The sequence below is a fragment of the Virgibacillus sp. Bac332 genome, assembly GCF_003667785.1.
GTDB classification, from domain to species: Bacteria; Bacillota; Bacilli; order Bacillales; family Amphibacillaceae; genus Virgibacillus; species Virgibacillus salarius.
Genome location: NZ_CP033046.1, coordinates 3,863,543 through 3,884,874, shown reverse-complemented (window position 1 = coordinate 3,884,874; position 21,332 = coordinate 3,863,543). Strand labels below are relative to the sequence as shown.

Sequence of the window (21,332 nt, the reverse complement as noted above, 5' to 3'; positions counted from 1 at the left end):
CCGAAGATCCACTTGGTAACGGGTAACGTATTTTTCTTTACCAAGTTAGCTGAGGCCGTGCCCCATAGCCGTCAAGTTAAGCAGGATATTTTAAAAACCAAAAAGTTATTCGTTATTCTGACATTATAAATGGAATAATTTGGAGGGATTACGTATGGCTAAGCAATATCATTTTGACTCGTTTGTAAAGAGTGTGCACGATATTTTATCTATTTCTGAACTTCGCAATGTTGCTCGAGAATCAGGTTTTGTACAACGATTGAAGAAGATAATGCCGGAAGATTTCTTAAGTATATGTGCCTTCTTACATGAAAAAGTTGGTACGGAGGGGCTAGGACAGCTCTGTGCCTCCCTTTCTCGTGAATCAGAAATATCCATATCTAAACAAGCCTTACATCAACGATTAGACGAGAAAGGAGTGGCTTTTTTAAAACAAGTTTTTATGCGGTTAGCGGAAAAACAACAGATGTTATCGTTACCATCTCCATCTGATTATCCTTTTTCTCGGATCCGTATCTTGGATGGCACATCCTTTCAAGTAAAAAAGAACACCGCGAGTTATTGGGATGGAGTGAAAATACAATTAGAATATGAGCTGTATCAAGGGAATTTTTTGCATACGTTGTTCTATGGACCAAGAGACAGTGATCACGATGCAGCTGAAGAATTGGCAGATACAATAGGAGAAGAGGACCTTATCTTGCGTGACCTCGGCTATTTCTCAGGAGATCACTTTAAAAAAATAGATCGAGCAGGAGCCTATTATATTACTCGTGTTCCTGCCAATATGACCTATTGGACATTGGATGACAAGCAACGAAGAATCCAAATAAAGCCTGAAGAAGATGCCATGCATCTAGCTCCAGGAGAGATACAGGATTATGGGTTCATTCAATTAGGTGTTAAGGGAAAAAATACATTTCATGCACGTGTAGTCGTACAACGATTAACCGAAGAGCAACAAAAACAGAGAGATACCTATTTAAAAGAAAGAAGACGGAAAGGGGGGCATACCCAATCCGCCAACAAGAAGAATCATATCCAAATTCTTGCTACCAATATAACACAAGAAGAAATGGATGAGCAAACCTTGTATCCTATCTATTCCTTGCGTTGGCAAGTGGAGATTCTCTTTAAAACATGGAAATCGTTATTTGAAATTGATGATGTGCAGGCAATGAATACCGACCGCTTTTACTGTCATTTGTATGGGACTTTCATTCATATTCTTCTTTCTTCGATGATTGCTTTTCAGTGCCGTTACTGCCTTTACGAAAGGTATCAACTAGAAGGGAGTGAGTACAAATGTATCAACCATGCGAGAAACGCAATAGTAGAGACGAAGGGGTATTCACTCTATCACCTTTCTTCTTTGAAAGCTCTCATCGATAATATTTACCAGAACATATACCGGCATGGAAGGAAAGATCATCGTTGTCAGCATAAAAGTCCTTTTGATGTCTTAAACATTGCGTATAAAGTACATTTCCGTGCCGCGTAAGTAAAAGTGTAAAAAAGAAAACAAGTACCCATAAGAGAATACGGACTAGACTGGAAAAATATGTTTATATTTTTATTGCACCATACTACTTTTTTCTTAGCTTGACGGCTATGGGCCGTGCCCGCGGAAAGCGCGTATATTTTCACGGTGCGGCGATGATACTCCAATTGATAACATGATTATTCGTATTTTGAGTAAAGAAGTTGTGTTTTGTTCCAGCCTCTTTTTTCAAAATTTAAGCAAGATACGTACCCATCACTTTATTCACATAGTTACGTGTTTCAGTAAAAGGTGGAATACCTTGGTATTTATCAACATTTCCTGGTCCAGCATTGTATGCTGCCAGAGCTAATTCCACATCACCGTTATACCGACCAAGCATTTGACTTAAATACTTTGCACCACCATTAATGTTTTGTTCGGCATCAAATGGATTCGTTACCCCTAACCCCTTAGCTGTAGTAGGCATCAACTGCATCAGTCCTTGTGCACCTGCACTACTACGTGCGCTAGGATTAAAGTTTGATTCGTTTTTAATGACTGAATATATTAGTTTCTTATCTAGATTATATGTACCAGCTGCCTTTTCAATCAAATGGTCGATGGATGTGTTGGTAGGAATGAGAGACGTATTTGTTGTAACAGCGCTGGTGGCTGTATTTTTATTAGTATTGGACTTTTGTCGCAGGTCTGTACCTGCTTGTAATTGAGAAACTTGATCTAATTGATTTTGCAGCATTTGCTTGAATGCAAGGTCTATCATTGGAGAATGATTAGAAATTGCATTTGAATTTGATGTTAGAATAGACATCGCTTGATATTGCATCATCTGTTGCAGCTCTCTAATCTCCATGGGCATACCCCTTTCTTTTCTACTACTAGTTTACTATATTTACCAAGATAAGCAATAAAAATTTCTAGAAAACAAGGACATTTTTCCCGGCATTCTGTAACAAATTTTTGTAGAAAGAGTCTTGCCCAATACAGATTATACGTGTACATAAGCTTTTTATTTCATCCATATCATGGGATATATATATGATTGTTTTCTCATCTGTTTTAGCTTGTTTTTCCATGTAACTCCCAATTTCCTTTTTTGATTTGAGATCAATTCCTACTGTTGGTTCATCGAGAAGAATAATAGTAGGGTCATGAATGAGACTAATAGCCATATTTAATTTTCTTTTCATTCCACCTGAGAGTGTGTGAGCAGGTTCATTCCATTGATCTAATTTCATTTCTAAGCAAAGCTGCCGTAGTTCCTCTTCGGTTTTTTTTACCCAGGACAGCTTTTCGAAAAATAACATGTTTTCTCTGACAGTAAATTCATCCCAGATCGCTATTTCCTGAGGTACATAGCCTATTTGTTTACGTATTTTCTTCCAATCTGAATCATATGATAAGTCGTTTAATGTTAACGTACCTGCGCTTGGCGTTTGTAATGTAGCGAGGATACTCAATAGTGTGGATTTTCCAGCACCATTTTCACCAACCAAACCAATGATTTCACCTTTCTCTACTGAAAAGGTAAGATCTTTAAATATCTGCTTTTTATTATAGTATTTTGTTAAATTATCGATATGAAGCATAGGATTTCTCCTTTCGGATATACCAAATCATAATAAGTAGTAAAAAGGCATATAGCCAAAAGTTATTTAGTTCGTTGTTGAGAAATGGTGCTAGCGGATTTAACCATTTCATTATTGGGAATTGGTTAACGATTCCATCTGCAGGAATAATTGCGCCACTTATAATGGCTGTTAATAATGTAATAATAAAGGCTATTCCATAATAAGTAGTACGATTTCTCATATTAGCTGCTAATAAGAAAGTACCGGTGACAAGCATTAACCGAAAGGACATCATTGATCCAAGTTTGCTTAGGCTAATTGGCTGATCTAGTAAAAAGTGAAATACAAGTAAAGTAATGATATCACTTATAAAAAACAAACCACCGTATAGCAGAGTGTTCCACAAACAATAGGACGTAAATGAAAAACGGATAAATGGAAAACGGGTTTGCATGGATTGCCGTTTTTCTTTAATGACCCAATCAAATAGAAATAACGTTGACAATAAAGCGAAAATAGCCCATAACCCCCACTTATTCCAGGATGGGAGGGAGTTGTTTGTTTGCTCCTCATTGTCATTTTCAAATGTGAATGTCGTTCGGAGCAAATTTTGATCACGTTCAATATCCTTACTCTTTTCACTTATTTCCTCCATTGTCCATGTGTTTTCTAGCTCATATTGTTTACTTAGTTGCTGTACAGTAAACGCCGTTTTCATTCTACTAGTTTCTTCTTGAACATAGGAAGCAACCATTTCTGAAACAGGTGTATAGGCAAATGATAAATCAGATTGATAACTTTTCACTAATCCATTTCTACTGCCTTTTTTTATTTGGTCTTGATAGCCTTCTCTAATAATAAAAACACTATCTAGTTCATGCTTTTCTAATTGACGTAATGCCTGCTCTTCTTCCAGTATATCTAAACGTATAAGCGGAGATTGATCTAGTTTATCAGCAAGATTTAATGCTAACTCAGTTTTTTCTTCTAAAACTATCCCAACTGGAATTTGACTGTCTTTCTGTAGACCATTCATTAACTGAGTGAAGCCTATAATAGCTATAATCGGGAGTAGTAACCAAAACAATAACGGTATGATTTGGTGTTTCCAATGGAGGAGTCGGCTGTGTAATATAGCTCTCATTTGAATATCCGCTCCTTCACATTTGAGATACCTAGTAATATAAATAAACTAGTAAGAACCATTCCTCCTAAGGGAATAAAGTCAGAGTAAGAACGACCATTAAGGATAATTTCTTGTAGCCAATAGAATGTTTCCGAAGAAAAAATATAGGCTAAGAGTTCCTGTAACCTAAAAGGTAAATATATAACAGGTATGATAGCTCCGCTTAATAAAAGGAAAATACCTGTATAAAGAGAATACACAAGCAATTGGAGTCGCTGTGATGGCACCATAACCTCTAATATAGCTATCCCTAACAGAAAAGCAAAGCAATATAAACCAGTAATACTGCCAATTCTAATTGCATCTGATAGTACAATTTCCCAGTTCATGAAGGACTGTATAATAAAAAAGAGCATCATAGCAAGTATAAAGGTAAGGAAGAGCGTTATAAATATTTTTGCGATGATTTGCTGCAATTCATGAACACCATATAGCTTCATTCGTTGCTTTAAAGTATTCGTGTCTTTTTTGTATAAAAAGTTATAAATGATAAGTAACCATAAGGTGATAATTACAAACCATCCAGCCATCGCATAATAAGATACTGGATTAGCCGTTGCTTGATTCGTTATTTCGTTTTTATCAATAATCCGTGTTCTGCCGATTGTGTAAAAAACAAACTCCTTAAACTGTTCAAAGATGAAATCATTTCTTTTTTCATCATCCATGCCTAATTCTTTTGCATAATGATTAATCGTAAGGACATTTGCCTGAGAAGCACGAATATGTCTAGTTACACTCTCCACGAATTCTTTTATCATTTGACTTTGTGCAGGTTGATGTGGATTGCCAATAATAGGTAGTTCCACTGAATGTCCTTGGTAAAGATCATTAGTAAAATCGTTAGGGAAAACAATATATGTACTTAATAGGTTATTTTGAATTTTTTTCTTAGCTACTTGCTCTTCCATGGTATTTAGTTGAATATAGGAACTTAATTGTGATGTATCGTCTAATAGGTCAGCAATCATTTTGGTTTCTTTTGATCGATCCAAATCAACTAAACCAACCCTAATCGGGTTTGCTTCATCAGGAGTAAAAAAGGTGATAATGATCCAAAGAATTAGTCCAACGATTATAAAAGGAAGAAGCAAAAGAAGAGGAAGTGATAGCCACTTCCTCTGGAGTTGTATAACATTGTTTTTTGAAAATAATAAAACTATACGTATGAAATGCATGGTGGCACTTCCATTTCTTTTCTAAATTTCTAAACTTCTAGAATCCTGTACCGCCGCCTTCGGATAACATTCCGAATAACCATTGCTGGAATTTAGGCGTCACTTCCATTTCGAAGTATTGTCTTAACTCATCTGCTTTCATTTTGCCTAGATCTTTCACGTTATCACCTTCTGGGATATCAACGCTATCAACTGTTTTACCACTTACTTTCGCGTTTAAGGTAAACATGTCTTGATTAACCGCAGGGCTTTCTACAGAAAAATTATGCTCTGAATTCATTGTGTCTTTCTTGTATGTGGAAGAACCGTTCCAAATTAAACTTCCACCGCCACTAGTAGGTTCTTCAAGTGTAAATGTTCGTTCAAAATCTCGTTTATTGTCTTTTAATGTTTCAGTGCCTTCGTATTTGAGTTTCGTATCTTCAATTGTTAGAGTAATAGAATCTGATGCTTTGTTATCCTTCCAAGCTAAATCTCCAGCGATATTCAGTTTTCCTTCTCCTAGAGAATCTTTATATGCTAAATCATAATTAAAGCTTTGTTTTTCGTCCTTTAGCAGTTGTGTACCTTTTACTGTAAATGTTACAAGTTCATCCTTGTTCGGCCCCATTTTGATACTTACATCTCGTTGAGCGATAACATCATCATGAATCCAAATGGTTGAATTTAAACCATCAGGAATTTGGAAATCCTTAAGCCCGTTTTTGGCTTCAGAAATACCTGATTCAAAATCAGAAATCATCTGTTCAAATTCGCTATCGACAGCAGTTCCACCGAGTTGTTGAAACGCCATTTGTTCACGAAGTAATTCTTTTACCTTTTCATCTTTTTCGAGCTTGTCAAGAACTTTGTTTAAAATATTCTTTACCTTTTCTTCTGTAATATGCATCGTGACTTTTTCCGTATCTAATGATTCATTGTGTACTTTAATAGATTCTTTTTTACTTTCAAATGCATCATCAGGAATTTCATCATAAATCATCTCTGCGTATTCTTTTTTAAAGTATTCTAAATCTTCTTCTGTCAACGTACCTTCAAACATAGATTCTAAATCGATTGATTCTTCACCGGTAAATGTTGCTGGATCCAATTCATGAAGTAGGGTACCAAAATCATCACCGTTTAATGAAATAAGTTCTTCAATGAACGGAAGACCTAGCATGAGTTTATCCGCTGTCATGTAGAAATCTACGCCATCAATCTTCATGCCACCAATATCTGCATTTACTTTTGCTGACATTTCTTTATTTTTCATATCTGTAGCACTTGTTATAGATATTGTTGAATTATTAATTAGCTGGGCGGGATCCATTTGACCATAACCAACACTTCCACTTGGAAGGTTGTACTCAGCTGATAAATCAACAGTAGATTCTGTTGGATTTTCCTTTGATTGTTCGACCCATTTTAGCTCTGGCTCATAACGTTCTTCGATTTTTTCACTCAATTTTTCAATTGAGTTCTTCTCTGCTAAGAAATATTGCTCCTTCCCTGATAGATTTGTTACTACGAAGGCTGCAATACTTCCTCCAACAACTAGCAATACTGCAACAACAATTGCTATTATTTTTGGCATTTTACTTTTTTGTTGTGCTTCACCCATAAAATATTTCCCCTCTCTGTATCATACTCCATAATTATATGTATTATTAAACAATCAAAAGGATAACTATGGAAGTATCTGCATTGTTTATATCACTTAATAAAAATGTAGTCAAATTGTTCCATCCCTACATTTTAAAGCCTACGTAAATCAAGTATGAATTTATCTTGAAACCAAAATAAATTTTAGGTAAAAAGACCTAATTGAATGCGCTTCCTTATTAAAAAACAACGCGAATCTTGCTCTTAAATTCACTTGTTAATTTTTATGTAGGTAATAATAACTATTTTTTATTTTTTTAAAACGATCTTTATGTATGAATTATTGTGATTTTATTTAAACAATAGTGAGAATAAAATATGCTTATATCTGAGCATATAACAACTGATTTTGGCGGGGGTATCAAAAGCAGTAATCATTAAGAAGACGGAATTATGGACGGAAAAAGAGGGGAAGAATTTAGGCTCTTCTCCTCTTTACTGTTTCTCATTAATTATTTGCTACTTCTTTAACACCTTGTTCTAGCGCTTCAATCATTTCCTGCTTATCCTGTTCATCGGAGTGTTTCCAAATTAGTTCAAAAAGTACCCCTAAACCAGGGAGCATTTTTTCTTCTCCATTTTGAATCGCATCTACGATAGTTGCTTCTAATTGCTCCTGATCATTGGAGGAAATATTTGACAATATTGCTTTTCTTAAATTTAAATCCATTGTTTCACCTCTTTATTGTTGTATATTAAAATGCTGAGTTAATAAACTTGTTGTAGTGCCTAGTTTGACCTATATCCATAGAAATATGTATGATATGATAGAACAATTAAAAGTGAGGAATGATGAACATGTTAACTTCTGTTAAGAATGGTAAGGTAAAAGCATGGAAAAAGCTACATAGACGAAAAGAACGAAAAAATGAAGGTGTATTCTTAATAGAAGGTTTTCACTTAGTAGAAGAGGCCTGGAATAGTGAATGGGAAGTTATTGAAGTTATCATTCAAGAAGGTATTGCTACGCCAGATTGGTGTGAAGCAGTTTTAGTAACTGAAGTAAGTGAAACTGTATTTTCCTATATTTCACAAACAAATTCACCTCAAGGAATTGCGGCCGTAGTCAAAATCAAAAACGTAACAGATGTTTTTGATTATCCTGTACTTTTAATTGACTCACTTCAAGACCCAGGCAACTTAGGAACGATTATCCGTACTGCTGATGCAGCGGGTTTTTCAGGAATTATTCTTGGTGATGATACGGTGGATGTGTTTAACGATAAAGTAATTCGTGCTACACAAGGGTCATTATTTCATATACCAATTATACAAGCTAATTTGTTAGAGCAAGTGGAGCAGTTACAGCAGGATGGTGCCGAGGTATGGGCAACTGCCTTACAGGATGCTGAAGTTTATTCGAAGGTAAAGCCTAAAGAAAAACTTGCATTGATCGTAGGGAATGAGGGAAACGGGGTTAAGCAAGAACTTAGAGAAAATGCGGACAAAATTGTAACAATTCCTATCTATGGTAAGGCTGAGTCGTTAAATGTAAGCATAGCTACAGGAATTTTAATGTACTACATAAAGGTATAGTCTTGCACACTTTATGTAATTTCTCTATAATATAAATACAATAATATGAAAAGCGTTGAAGGAGCCAGATTTCTATTGCAATATACGATATAAGGGAGAAATGCCAATAGACTGAAAGCATTTTATCGTATAAATAGTTATCTATTCACTCTGGAGCAGATACTTGGACCTTGTAAAGCAAGTAAAGGTATTCCGGGAATATCCGTTATCATGATTGAGTTGAGCACATTCTGAAAATGCTTGTGTTAACTAGGGTGGTACCGCGAAATAAAGCCTCGTCCCTTGTTGGGATGGGGTTTTTTATATGGTCATTCCATGGTGGTAAATACGGTTGCTAATCAAGGTTTAATTATAAAGGAGGCAGGAATAGAAAATGAAAGATCAATTGGCATCAATTGAAAGAGAAGCACTTAATAAGATTGCAGACGCAGAAAGTATGAAAGAGCTACAAGAGATTAAAGTCGCCTATTTGGGTAAAAAAGGTTCCTTAACCAGTGTACTTCGTGGGATGGGAAAGTTATCAAAGGAAGAACGTCCGGTTATTGGCGAATTTGCCAACCGTGTACGGGAAAACATCACAACTTCCTTAGATGAAAAAACAGAAAGTCTAGAGCAAATGGCATTGGAGAAGCAATTAGAAAAGGAAACGATTGATGTTACACTCCCTGGCCGCCCAATCAAAGTTGGAGGACCACATTTACTCACGAAAATAATTGAGGAGATCGAAGATTTATTCATTGGAATGGGATTTGAGGTACGTGAGGGACCTGAAGTCGAAACTGATTTTTATAATTTTGAATCCTTAAATTTACCGAAGAATCATCCTGCTAGAGATATGCAAGATACCTTTTTCATTTCAAAAGAACTGCTAATGCGTACGCAAACGTCACCTGTTCAAGCACGTACAATGCGAGCGTATGGAGGCGATAAGCCTGTGAAGATGATATCACCAGGGAAGGTATACCGACGTGATACAGATGATGCCACGCATTCCCATCAATTCACACAAATTGAAGGATTATATATTGATAAGAACGTACGAATGAGTGACCTAAAAGGTACGTTAGATACATTTGCAAAAAAAATATACGGAAAGGATCGTGAAATTCGATTACGACCAAGCTTTTTCCCGTTTACAGAGCCGTCTGTAGAAATGGATATCTCTTGTAAGGTTTGTGACGGGAAAGGCTGTTCAGTTTGTAAAGGGTCAGGCTGGATTGAAATTTTAGGTGCTGGTATGGTTCATCCTAACGTCCTTTCCATGGCGGGGTACGATCCTGATGTTTATAGTGGATTTGCATTTGGCATGGGGCCGGAAAGAATAGCCATGCTTAAATATGGTGTTAATGATATACGACAGTTCTATACAAACGACATTCGATTTTTAAAACAGTATCATAAAGCATAGGGAGGAAGTGAAATCATGCTAGTTTCATTAAATTGGCTAAAAAATTATGTAGACATCGGAACCATCAGTCCGGAGGCATTGGCAGAAAAAATTACAAAATCAGGCATCGAAGTTGATGGCATAGAGTATGTAGCAGATAAAACTGAAAATGTAGTCGTTGGATACGTGCAATCATGTGAGAAGCATCCAAATGCTGATAAATTGAACCTATGTCAGGTGGATGTTGGAGATGAAATATTACAAATTATTTGCGGAGCTCCAAATGTAGAACAAGGACAAAAGGTCGCTGTTGCCAAACCTGGTGCTGTGTTGCCTGGTAATTTTAAAATTAAAAAAGTGAAATTACGAGGAATTGAATCTAACGGTATGATTTGTTCCTTGCAAGAGCTTGGTATTGCTGAAAAGTATATTCCAAAAGATAGTGCAGACGGAATTTATGTATTCCCTGAAGCAGTTACGGTTGGTGAATCAGTTGAACCGTTACTAAATTTAAACGATGCGATATTGGAGTTTGATTTGACACCTAATCGTGCGGATTGCTTATCAATGCTAGGTGTGGCTTATGAGGTTGCGGCGATCCTAAATCAATCAGTAGAGCTGCCCGCTCCACAACTACAAACTGCAACGGAAAAAGCCAAAGATTATATTACTGTAAATGTGGAGGCTAAACAGTGGAATCCATATTATGGTGTATTCGTTGTTAAAGATGTAAAGGTCAAGCCTTCTCCGCTATGGATGAGTAATTATCTCATGGCTGCTGGAATACGCCCGATCAACAATGTTGTTGATATAACAAATTATGTACTATTGGAGTACGGTCAGCCATTACATGCGTATGACAATGATAAGCTACAGTCGGGTAATATTGTAGTTCGTCGTGCAAAAGATAATGAAACTATCGTTACATTAGACGGAGAAGAAAGAACCTTATCTGAGGAGCATGTAGTCATTACAAATGGAAAAGAACCAATCGCACTGGCAGGAGTCATGGGTGGGTTGGATACAGAAGTTACCGATGCAACGGAAAATGTATTACTTGAAGTTGCGTATTTTGATAGTTCTGTAGTCCGAAATGCTGTAAAAGCTACAGGGCTTCGAAGTGAATCTAGTACACGTTTCGAAAAGGGAATTGATCCTAATCGAGTCAGGGAAGCTGGTTTAAGAGCTTGTGAATTATTAGAGAAATATGCAGATGCGACTATTTTAACAGGTGTCGTTGAATTTGACGAGTTGGATCGTAATGAAAAGCAGGTAGACATGGATACGTTTGAAATAAATAAACGATTAGGAACGAACCTACAGGCAACAGAAATTGTTCAGATTCTACAACGTCTACAGTTTGATTTTGAACAGCAGGATAGTCAATTTAAGGTTTATGCACCTACTAGAAGAGGTGACATCTCCATATTTGAGGATATGTTAGAAGAAGTCGCTCGTATTTATGGCTATGATAATTTACCATATACATTACCAGCAGGTGCATCGCAAGCAGGTGCCTTATCGAATAGACAGCTGTTAATTCGAAATGTGAAGCATTTACTTGAGGGAATTGGTTTAATGGAAAGCCGCACATACACATTAACTAGTGAAGCAGCAGTGGATAAATGGATAAGTCCTGAAGTGAGAGAAAAACAATATATCCCGATTGAATTAAAATTACCAATGAGTGAAGATCATAAATATTTGCGTTTAAGCTTGCTGCCAGAGCTACTACGAGTTATTTCCTATAATCAGGCAAGAAATCAGATGGATTTAGCCTATTATGAGATGGGCAGTACGTTTCTAACAAAAGAAAAAGAATTAACAGAACAGCCAGATGAGCGTTTACGTTTATCGGGTGCGCTAACTGGAAAATGGGTAGACCATCCATGGCAACAAGAAGGTAAAGAAGTTGACTTTTATGTTGTGAAAGGAATTTTAGAACGGTTATTTGATTATTTACGAATTACTGTTTCATATGAGCAAATAAAGCTACCAGAAATGCACCCTGGAAGAACTGCTGTATTAAAAACAAAAGATAAGATAATTGGCTTCATTGGTCAAGTGCATCCAAGCTTGCAAAGAGAATGGGATATAAAGGATACTTATGTATTCGATATTAATATGGAGGAAGTATTTGCTTCTTATAACCATGTTCATTCCTATGATCCGATTCCTAAATATCCTTCAATAGCTAGAGATATTGCGTTTGTATTAGACGAGCATGTTTTAGCGGGGGATGTCAAGCAGACAATTGAAGAAATTGGAGCGCCTCTTGTGAAGCGTGTAGATGTTTTTGATGTGTATCAAGGTGAGCATATGGAAGAAGGGAAGAAATCAGTTGCATTCAGCTTGCTATATCAACATTCTGAAAAAACATTGACAGATGAGGAAATTCAAGTTTCTTATGATAAAATTATTGAAGCAGTGAAGCAAAGCTTTAATGCGTATATTCGCTCATAATAAAAAAATAGGATGGCATATAACGTAAACGCCTATCTTTACAGATGAGAAATAACAGGAAAGAAATAGTATCGGAGGAGGAATACGTAGCTACAGCACCGTAACAATCGTTTAAAACTAACGAAAGCCGAACGGATTGGAATGACCGTTTGGCTTTCGCTTTAACAACATACGTTTAATCAAACCCCGTTTTTATACTTATAGATAGTTTCTAGCCTTCTTTGTATTAGCGAAATGTGTTTTCGCTAATTTATGTAGGATAGATTCACCGTTAGCATTTATTATTTTAGCTATTGTTTGATCAACTTTTTTAGAAGCTCCTTTTGGCAATTCAATGCCAACCTGTTCAGAGAGTGAATCCATCTCCTTTAAGAAGCTTGCTCTAGCAATGATGGAGCCAGCTGCTACAGGTGTTGAATAACTTTCAGCTTTCGTTAAAAAGTACGTGTTCGAAATTAACGATAAATTTTCTGAACGGATATGCCTTTGATATATCGCCGGTTCACAAAATTGATCAATGACAATTCCCTCTAGTGATACATTCCCAATTTTTTTTACTAAATTACCGATAACATGTTGATGAAGCATGGCTTTCATTTTTCCTTGTGACCAGCCCTTTTTTTGTAATTGATTATATTTTTCATTATGTAGTATTAATAACGAGTATGGAATTTGTAATTTCATAATTGTGGATGCTAATTGGCGAATTTTGGCATCGGTTAAAGTCTTGGAGTCTGTAACGCCAATATCTTGTAATTGTTGAATTTGCTGTTTATTTAAATAAACACCGGCAACTGTTATTGGACCAAAATAATCGCCAGTACCTGCTTCGTCAGTTCCGATATGATTCTTGGCAAATAGGGTTGGATCAGGTGCAAAGCCATGTGCTGATGGTTGTCTTTTATGATTTACGCTTTTATAGGATGTTACTGCTTCTGTAACCCATTTTTGCGATGCTTTATCTGGAGCAGCTCCTTGGAACATAACTTTTCCGGATTTATAGGCTGTAATAACTGCCTCAGGAGTCTTTGCTCTAAACACTGCTCCCTGCGGTGGAGTGGTTAAGAACTTGGCGTAATGTTTTTTCATCTGGTTAATAGTGTCCTGTGATAGCTTGTAAACCGTCTGAGGCATATAAATCTCTCCAATCTTTTATCTATATAGACTATAGCAAATAAATGTCTGTGAAGAAATAGCTAGCTTTACATATATTCCTTCATACTACGCCTCATTCGTAGTCGATAGTTTCCTAAACTGCATACTTCATGTTAAGATAAGATGAACAATTTTTCTTAGTCGGGGGAGGGTAAAAACGTGGCCCAAGATGAAAAAACACGTACAACAGTGGAGATACATAATAAAACATATACTATCATTGGTAATGAACCAAAGAATCACGTCCAATTAGTAGCGAGCTTAGTCGATCAGAAAATGAAGGAAATCCAAGAATCAAATAGACAACTCGATACGGTAAGGTTAGCTGTGCTAACAGCAGTAAATACGATGAATGATTATTTAAAATTAAAAGCAGATTATGCTTCCCTTATAGGTTCAATAAAAAAGAAAGAGGATAAATAACTAATGATTGATTTATTACTATTACTATTATTAATTTTCGGCCTTCTAATCGGGCTGAAAAGGGGATTTATATTACAACTTTTTCATTTAATTAGTTTTATAGCGGCATTTGTTATAGCCGCATTCTATTATGATGAATTGGGGCCAAAGTTATCACTTTGGATTCCTTATCCTGACCTTGGAGAAGGAGGAGAATGGGCAGCCTTTCTTCAAGCTCTTCCATTAGAAAAAGGATTTTATAATGCAATAGCATTTGTAATTATCTTTATTGCTGTTAAGATTATCCTGCAAATTATTGCATCAATGTTAGATTTTGTTGCTTCATTGCCAATCTTACATTCCGTAAATAAACTTTTGGGTGGAATTCTTGGGTTTGTTGAAATCTATTTATTACTTTTTATTTTAATTTATATCGCGGCTTTAGTGCCTGTTGTCCAAGTTCAGACTTGGATTAATGACTCATCTATAGCATTATTTATGATTGAACATACACCGTATTTTTCAGAGAAGGTAAAAGAATTATGGTTTACGCAAATGGCTGAAATGCTTCAAAAATGATCGATAGTAGAAAAGACTGGTTCATTTCAACAGGTATATATTGTATGTAATTTACAATAATGTTGTAGAGGATCAGTCTTTTTAAGATAAGAAATGAAATAGGTGATATAGCATGAAAATAAATAAAAAAGATGTAATTAAATTAATGGAAAAAATCGCTACTTATATGGAGCTGAAAGGCGAAAACCCATTTAAAATAAGTGCATATCGTAAGGCTGCGCAAGCTTTGGAAAGAGATGATCGTTCGTTAGCAGCTATCGATGATTTCACAAAAATTAAAGGAATTGGTAAAGGTACAGGTTCTGTTATAGAGGAATATATAAAAAGTAGCCATTCGGCTACATTACAGGATCTCGAAGAAGAGATACCGGCAGGATTAATTCCTTTACTGCAATTACCAGGGCTTGGTGGTAAAAAGCTAGCTAAGCTGTATCAGGAATTAGCTGTTACAGATGCTAATTCTTTAAAGCAGACAGTTGAAAGTGGTCAAGTTGAACAGTTAGCGGGATTTGGTAAGAAATCTGCGGAAAAAATACTAATTGCTCTTGAGGAGTCTGGAAAACGCCCAGAACGCTTACCTATTGCATTTATGTTACCAATTGCGGAAAAGATCGAAGCTTATCTAGCTCGAATAGCTGACATAGATAGATATTCTAGAGCCGGGAGCCTACGAAGAATGAGAACGACGGTTAAAGATCTAGATTTTATTGTGGCAACCGATGCGCCGGAAAAGGTGAGAGATGCTTTATTGGAAATGGATGCCATTAAAGATACTATCGCTAAAGGAGATACAAAAGTATCTGTCGTTTTAGAAGATGTGTATGATGTCAATGTTGACTTTCGCATCGTAAAAAAGGAAGAATTTGCATCTACCTTACATCATTTTACTGGCTCTAAAGATCATAATGTAGCGATGCGTCAGCTTGCGAAATCCCGTGGAGAAAAGATTAATGAATATGGTATTGAAATAGAAGATACCGGTAAGACGTTAACTTTTAATACAGAAGAGGAATTTTTTAATCACTTTGGTTTAACCTATATCCCACCAGAAATCAGAGAAAATACTGGTGAAACAGAAGCATTTACAAGCGAATATCCATTGGTTACATTAGATGATATCAATGGTGATCTTCATATGCATACAACTTGGAGTGATGGAGCGCAATCATTGGATGAAATGGTTAATCAAGCAAGGAAAAAAGGATATTCCTTTATAGCTATAACGGATCATTCCAAATATCTGAAGGTTGCAAATGGTTTAGACGAGCATCGCTTAAGAGAACAGCGAGGGGAAATAGCTAAGCTGAATGAAAAATATGATGATATACATATCTTTTCTGGAGTAGAAATGGATATCTTACCTGATGGTCATCTTGATTTTACAAATGATTTTTTACATGAAATGGATTATGTCATAGGCGCTATTCATTCGAGCTTCAATCAAACGGAAGAAAAAATAATGTACCGACTTGAAAAAGCTCTCGAAAATCCATATGTATCACTAATTGCTCATCCGACAGGAAGACTCATCGGCAAACGTAAGGGATACAATGTGAATGTAGAAAGACTGATTCGTAAAGCAAAAGAAACGAATACAGCATTAGAGATTAATGCAAATCCTAACCGTCTAGATCTTTCGGATGAATGGGCACGCAAAGCGCAGGAGGAAGGCGTAACGTTGGCGATCAATACCGATGCACATAACTATCAAATGCTAGAGCATATGAAGTATGGTGTCGGGGTTGCTAGAAAAGGCTGGATCCAAAAAGAAACAGTAATGAATACATGGTCCAAGGAAGATCTTATAGCGTTTTTTAATCGCAATAAATAGAATTTAACCTATGGAGTAGAGTATTTTAAAGGAGAAATAGAGATGAATGAACGCATTTTCCGTACACTTGAATTTCAAAAGATTATTGAACGTTTAACAAGTAAAGCGGAAACAACAGTGGGGAAAGATTTGTCCCAAAAACTTGAACCATCAACCAATATGGACGAAGTGCTGCAATTACAGAATGAAACCGATGAGGCGATGCATATACAACGCCTAGATAAAACGATTCCTTTAGGAGGGATCTTTGACATACGCGCTAGTTTAAAACGAAGCGTAATAGGAGGCGTCCTCTCTACCAACGAATGTATGGATGTAGCTAGTACAATTTACGGTGGTAGACGTGTCAAAGATTTTATAAGTAAGCTAGAGGAAGCATTCCCTATCCTAAAGGAGCTTGTGGAACATATCAGTCCATTAAGAGATCTGGAACGACATATTAAAAGCTGCATCGACGACCATGGACACGTAATGGATAGTGCCTCCCAAAAACTTCGAGGGATTCGCTCATCTATTCGTACGAATGAAAGTAGAGTTAGAGAGAAATTAGATAGCTATACAAAAACGAAGAGTAGTATGTTATCAGATGCAATTATTACCATTCGTAACGATCGCTATGTACTTCCTGTAAAACAAGAATATCGAGGTGCAATTGGTGGAATTGTTCATGATCAATCTGCTTCAGGGCAAACGTTGTTTATGGAACCTAAAGCAGTAGTTGACTTAAACAATCAGTTGCAGGAAGCAATAATGAACGAAAAACAAGAAATCGATCGTATTTTAAGAGAATTAAGTGCGCATATTGCTAATGAAGAGGCATTTTTACAAGAAAATGTTCGTGTGCTTGGGAAAATTGATTTTATGTTTGCTCGAGCGAAACTAGGTCAATCCATGAAAGCTGCGAAGCCAAACATGAATAATAACGGCATTATTAAGATGCAACAAGCACGACATCCATTAATTGATATCAACGAAGTTGTTGCAAATGATATAGAAATTGGCGAATCTTATACTTCTATAGTTATTACTGGACCGAATACTGGTGGGAAGACAGTCACACTAAAAATGATTGGTCTATGCACGCTAATGGCTCAATCAGGATTACAGATTCCGGCTTTAGATGGGTGTGAACTTGCGGTTTTTAAGCATGTATTTGCAGATATTGGTGATGAACAATCTATCGAACAGAATTTAAGTACATTTTCTTCACACATGACAAATATAGTCGATATTTTACAGCACGTTGATGATCAGACACTCGTATTATTTGATGAGCTAGGTGCTGGTACTGACCCTCAAGAAGGAGCAGCGCTTGCTATGGCTATTCTAGATGAGGTTATAGCGAGGAATGCTCGTGTCATTGCTACGACACATTATCCCGAATTAAAGGCCTATGGTTATAACCGAGAACACGTCGTTAACGCTTCTGTGGAGTTTGATGTTCAAACACTACAGCCGACCTATCGTCTATTATTAGGCGTTCCTGGTAGGAGTAATGCATTTGAAATATCTAGAAGAATTGGACTTAGTAATCATGTTATCGAGCAGGCCCAAGGGCATGTTGGTGTAGATTCCAAAAGTGTAGAAAATATGATCGCTTCATTGGAAAAATCCCAAATAAATACGGAGAAAGATTATGCAAAAGCGCATGAACTATTACAAGAAGCGACAGATTTGCATCATGATTTACAAAGAGCATGGGCGGAATTTGAAGAGAAGCGAGAAGGTCTATACGAGAGAGCAGAGGAAAAAGCTGATAAAGCTATTAAGCAGGCGCGGGAAGAAGCTGAAATGATTGTAAGTGAGATCAGAAATATGCGGACTGAAGCAGAATGGAAAGAACATGAATGGATTGAAGCAAGAAAAATGTTAGATTCTGCCAAGCCCAACCTGACTACAAAAGAAAAGCAACAACCAAAAGAGAAAAAAGGGAAAAAAGAACTTCGTTCCGGTGATGAAATAAAATTGTTAACGATCAACCAAAAAGGGACGGTACTTGAAAAAGTAAATGATAAGGAGTATCTAGTTCAAGTTGGTATAATGAAAGTGAAGGTTGATCGTAATGATTTGCAATTTATTGGAAAGCAGAATCAAACCATTGAAAAACCGCTAACTACCATAAAGGGTTCGAATTACCATGTGAAAACGGAATTAGACCTGCGAGGAGAAAGGTTTGAGGATGCATTGTTAAGGCTTGAGAAATATATTGATGACGCACTACTCGCTGGATATCCAAAGGTCTCGATTATTCATGGAAAAGGTACTGGAGCGCTACGAAAAGGTGTATTGGAATTTGTTAAAAAACATCCAAGAATATCGGATGCTAGACCTGGCGAAGCTGGGGAAGGCGGTAGCGGTGTTACGATTATTAATCTTAAGTAATCCTGTAAATAAGGAGAAGGGATGTTCAAGGTGTCAGGTTTCTGGGAAAATATAGTGGTAGAGACAGCGGCTCGATATAGTGTTGTTATACTTTGTACGTTGGTATTTTTGGCTATCTTTGAAATAGTAACGTCATATAAGAATTGGGAAGAAATAAAAAAAGGTAATTTTGCAGTAGCGATGGCAACTGGAGGGAAGATCTTTGGAATAGCAACGATCTTCCGTTACTCTATTCAACATAATGATACCTTGTTAATAAGTATTGGCTGGGGAATGCTAGGATTCTTTCTTCTTTTAGTTGGTTATTTTATATTTGAATTTTTAACACCAATGCTTAAGGTTGATGAAGAGATCGGTAACGGAAATAAGGCAGTTGGGTTTATATCGATGATGATTTCAATTGGATTGGCATATGTAATTGGTGCCAGCATAGGATAAGGGGAGAATTGCATGATTTTGGATAGACTGGCTAAGATTTTAATTGCAGTCGCAATTGGTTTTATTATTGTAGGTATTATATGGTTAATATAATTAATATAGCTATTAAGTTTACAGCTGATGGATGCTAGCCGAATCCGTATTGCTAAAGATTTACTTTACTTGGCAGAGATGCCAAGTTTTTTTGAAAAAAATTTATATAAAAATTTAAAAATTAGAAATTAATCGGTATAATAGGTATAAAATAAGGTAAAAGGAGGAGAAGAGCTTGGTATATGAAAAAAGCTGGCATCAGCATTACCCACCAGAAATAAAGACTAGAATTGCTTACGATGAAAAGCCATTATATGCTTTTTTAGAAAAAAGCGCTAAACAATTCCCTAAAAAGAAAGCGCTTCATTTTATGGGAAAAGAGATGACTTATAAGGAACTACACACGCAGGCAACTCAAATGGCAAATTACTTGCAGTCCCTTGGTATGAGAAAGGGTGATAGGATTGCCATTATGCTTCCAAACTGTCCGCAATCCGTTATAAGCTATTACGGTGCGCTAATGGCAGGCGGAATAGTAGTGCAAACCAATCCACTTTATAAAGAAAGAGAGTTACAGTATCAGCTTATCGATTCTGGAGCTACCTTCATCGTTTGCTTAGATATTTTATTACCTCGAGTCACCAATGTAAAAGGTAACACGGATATCAGACATACCATTGTAGCTTGCATCAAAGATTATTTACCTTTCCCTAAAAACCTCATTTATCCGTATATCCAAAAAAGACAATATAATATGGTGGTTAAGGTCGAGCAAAGTGAAGAAACGCATGTTTGGGAACATATTATGGATGTAGCTCTGAGCTCTTTTGAAGCTGTAGAAATTAATCCTATAGAAGATCTCGCTTTATTGCAATACACTGGTGGTACAACTGGCCACCCTAAAGGGGTTATGCTAACTCACTATAATTTAGTCTCTAATGTGGAAATGTGTGATGCTTGGATCTACAAAACAAAGCCAGGAGAAGAAATTGTATTAGGCGTCTTACCTTTTTTCCATGTATATGGAATGACGGCAGTAATGAATAACTCCATTTTAATTGGTGCAAAAATGATACTCCTTCCAAAGTTTGATGCTGGTGAAGTATTAAAAACGATTCATAAACAGAAACCAACTTTATTTCCCGGTGCACCAACGATATATGTAGGTTTATTAAATCACCCTAATTTATTAGATTACGATCTTTCTTCTATAGAAGCGTGTATTAGCGGTTCGGCGCCATTGCCCACTGAGATTCAGGAGCAATTTGAAAAAGTAACTGGAGGGAAACTTGTGGAAGGCTATGGTCTAACAGAATCCTCACCGGTTACTCATGCAAATTTTGTTTGGCATGAGCGTAGAAATGGAAGTATCGGAGTTCCATGGCCAGATACAGATGCTAAAATTTTGAACATGGAAACGATGGATGAAGCTGAAATAGGTGAAGTCGGTGAAATAGCCGTTAAAGGTCCACAAATTATGAAGGGATACTGGAATAATCAAGAGGAGACGGATCAAGTACTGAAAGATGGATGGTTATTTACTGGTGACTTAGGATATCAAACAGAAGATGGTTATTTTTACATTGTTGATCGCAAAAAGGATATGATTATTGCTGGTGGATATAATATTTATCCTCGAGAAGTAGAAGAGGTTTTATATGAGCATGAGGGGATACAAGAAGCTGTTGTAGCCGGTATTCCAGATCTATATCGTGGTGAAACCGTAAAGGCTTATGTAGTCTTAAAGGATGGTTATAAACTGACAGAAGCTGAATTAAACACATATTGTCGGAAGCATTTGGCAGCATATAAAGTACCAAAGAGATATGAATTCCGCGATGAACTACCGAAAACAGCAGTTGGTAAAATATTAAGAAGACAATTGGTAGAGGAAGAAGAGGTCGCTGAAAAAGAAGATATAAAAACAATTTGAGCGTTAGCTCTTTTTTTCCTAAAAACTGTACAAGCTATCTATTGACATCGTTTTAAAAAGAAGTTAAGATAATGAATGAATAATCATTCATTTTATGTGCAGTTGTAAGGAGA

General features: G+C 36.4%; 17 protein-coding genes. 10 read left to right on the top strand and 7 right to left on the bottom strand.

Translation table 11 applies throughout. The annotated features are described in order from the left end of the window. The first annotated feature begins 154 nt into the window (after positions 1-154). A complete protein-coding gene (locus D9782_RS18980) occupies positions 155-1,501 on the top strand; it encodes an IS4 family transposase (protein WP_121605460.1) in 1,347 nt (448 codons plus the stop codon). Between the two features lie 235 nt (positions 1,502-1,736). Here the strand turns inward: D9782_RS18980 and D9782_RS18975 are convergent, their stop codons facing one another. The 6 genes from D9782_RS18975 to sspI all read right to left on the bottom strand — a co-directional run bounded on the left by D9782_RS18975 (position 1,737) and on the right by sspI (position 7,750). Next, positions 1,737-2,354 (bottom strand): lytic transglycosylase domain-containing protein, encoded by a 618-nt coding sequence (locus D9782_RS18975; RefSeq protein ID WP_121605459.1) that lies wholly within the window; start codon positions 2,352-2,354, stop codon positions 1,737-1,739. Between the two features lie 64 nt (positions 2,355-2,418). Further along, positions 2,419-3,090, bottom strand: a complete 672-nt coding sequence (locus D9782_RS18970) for an ABC transporter ATP-binding protein (RefSeq protein WP_121605458.1) — start codon at positions 3,088-3,090, stop codon at positions 2,419-2,421. Next, positions 3,074-4,216, bottom strand: coding sequence for an ABC transporter permease (locus D9782_RS18965; protein ID WP_026681402.1), 1,143 nt, complete (start codon positions 4,214-4,216; stop codon positions 3,074-3,076). Before D9782_RS18965 ends, D9782_RS18970 begins: the two co-directional genes overlap by 17 nt. Next, a complete protein-coding gene (locus tag D9782_RS18960) occupies positions 4,213-5,436 on the bottom strand; it encodes an ABC transporter permease (RefSeq protein ID WP_026681401.1) in 1,224 nt (407 codons plus the stop codon). The genes D9782_RS18965 and D9782_RS18960 overlap by 4 nt, the downstream gene beginning before the upstream one ends. A 37-nt stretch (positions 5,437-5,473) precedes the next feature. Beyond that, on the bottom strand, positions 5,474-7,039 hold the full coding sequence (locus tag D9782_RS18955) for a DUF6583 family protein (RefSeq protein WP_026681400.1): 1,566 nt from the start codon (positions 7,037-7,039) through the stop codon (positions 5,474-5,476). Positions 7,040-7,528: 489 nt separating this feature from the next. After that, complete coding sequence (sspI, locus tag D9782_RS18950) at positions 7,529-7,750, bottom strand: small acid-soluble spore protein SspI (RefSeq protein WP_026681399.1); 222 nt, start codon at positions 7,748-7,750, stop codon at positions 7,529-7,531. A 119-nt stretch (positions 7,751-7,869) separates the two neighbouring features. On the opposite strand from sspI, the gene D9782_RS18945 reads away from it, so the two are divergent. From D9782_RS18945 to pheT, 3 genes are all read left to right on the top strand, one after another. Beyond that, a complete protein-coding gene (locus D9782_RS18945; protein ID WP_371413971.1) occupies positions 7,870-8,616 on the top strand; it encodes a TrmH family RNA methyltransferase in 747 nt (248 codons plus the stop codon). A gap of 373 nt (positions 8,617-8,989) precedes the next feature. Beyond that, the gene (gene pheS / locus D9782_RS18940; protein WP_026681397.1) at positions 8,990-10,024 is read left to right on the top strand and encodes a phenylalanine--tRNA ligase subunit alpha; all 1,035 of its coding nucleotides are present in this window, start codon (positions 8,990-8,992) and stop codon (positions 10,022-10,024) included. Positions 10,025-10,039: 15 nt separating this feature from the next. Then, entirely contained in the window at positions 10,040-12,466 is a 2,427-nt protein-coding gene (gene pheT / locus D9782_RS18935) for a phenylalanine--tRNA ligase subunit beta (protein ID WP_121605457.1), read from the top strand. Between the two features lie 198 nt (positions 12,467-12,664). Here pheT and rnhC read toward each other — a convergent pair whose 3' ends face one another. Then, a complete protein-coding gene (gene rnhC / locus D9782_RS18930) occupies positions 12,665-13,555 on the bottom strand; it encodes a ribonuclease HIII (RefSeq protein ID WP_371413970.1) in 891 nt (296 codons plus the stop codon). Between the two features lie 225 nt (positions 13,556-13,780). Between rnhC and zapA the strand changes: the two genes are divergently transcribed. From zapA to D9782_RS18900, 6 genes are all read left to right on the top strand, one after another. Next, positions 13,781-14,044: a cell division protein ZapA gene (gene zapA / locus D9782_RS18925; protein WP_121605456.1), complete on the top strand. Its 264-nt coding sequence runs from the start codon at positions 13,781-13,783 to the stop codon at positions 14,042-14,044. Between the two features lie 3 nt (positions 14,045-14,047). After that, positions 14,048-14,602, top strand: coding sequence for a CvpA family protein (locus D9782_RS18920; RefSeq protein ID WP_026681393.1), 555 nt, complete (start codon positions 14,048-14,050; stop codon positions 14,600-14,602). A gap of 112 nt (positions 14,603-14,714) precedes the next feature. Further along, on the top strand, positions 14,715-16,433 hold the full coding sequence (polX, locus tag D9782_RS18915) for a DNA polymerase/3'-5' exonuclease PolX (protein WP_121605455.1): 1,719 nt from the start codon (positions 14,715-14,717) through the stop codon (positions 16,431-16,433). Between the two features lie 42 nt (positions 16,434-16,475). Next, positions 16,476-18,815, top strand: a complete 2,340-nt coding sequence (locus D9782_RS18910; protein ID WP_121605454.1) for an endonuclease MutS2 — start codon at positions 16,476-16,478, stop codon at positions 18,813-18,815. A 30-nt stretch (positions 18,816-18,845) separates the two neighbouring features. Beyond that, positions 18,846-19,253, top strand: coding sequence for a DUF350 domain-containing protein (locus D9782_RS18905; RefSeq protein WP_026681390.1), 408 nt, complete (start codon positions 18,846-18,848; stop codon positions 19,251-19,253). 268 nt (positions 19,254-19,521) lie between these two features. Continuing rightward, on the top strand, positions 19,522-21,219 hold the full coding sequence (locus D9782_RS18900; RefSeq protein WP_026681389.1) for a long-chain-fatty-acid--CoA ligase: 1,698 nt from the start codon (positions 19,522-19,524) through the stop codon (positions 21,217-21,219). Positions 21,220-21,332 lie beyond the last annotated feature (113 nt).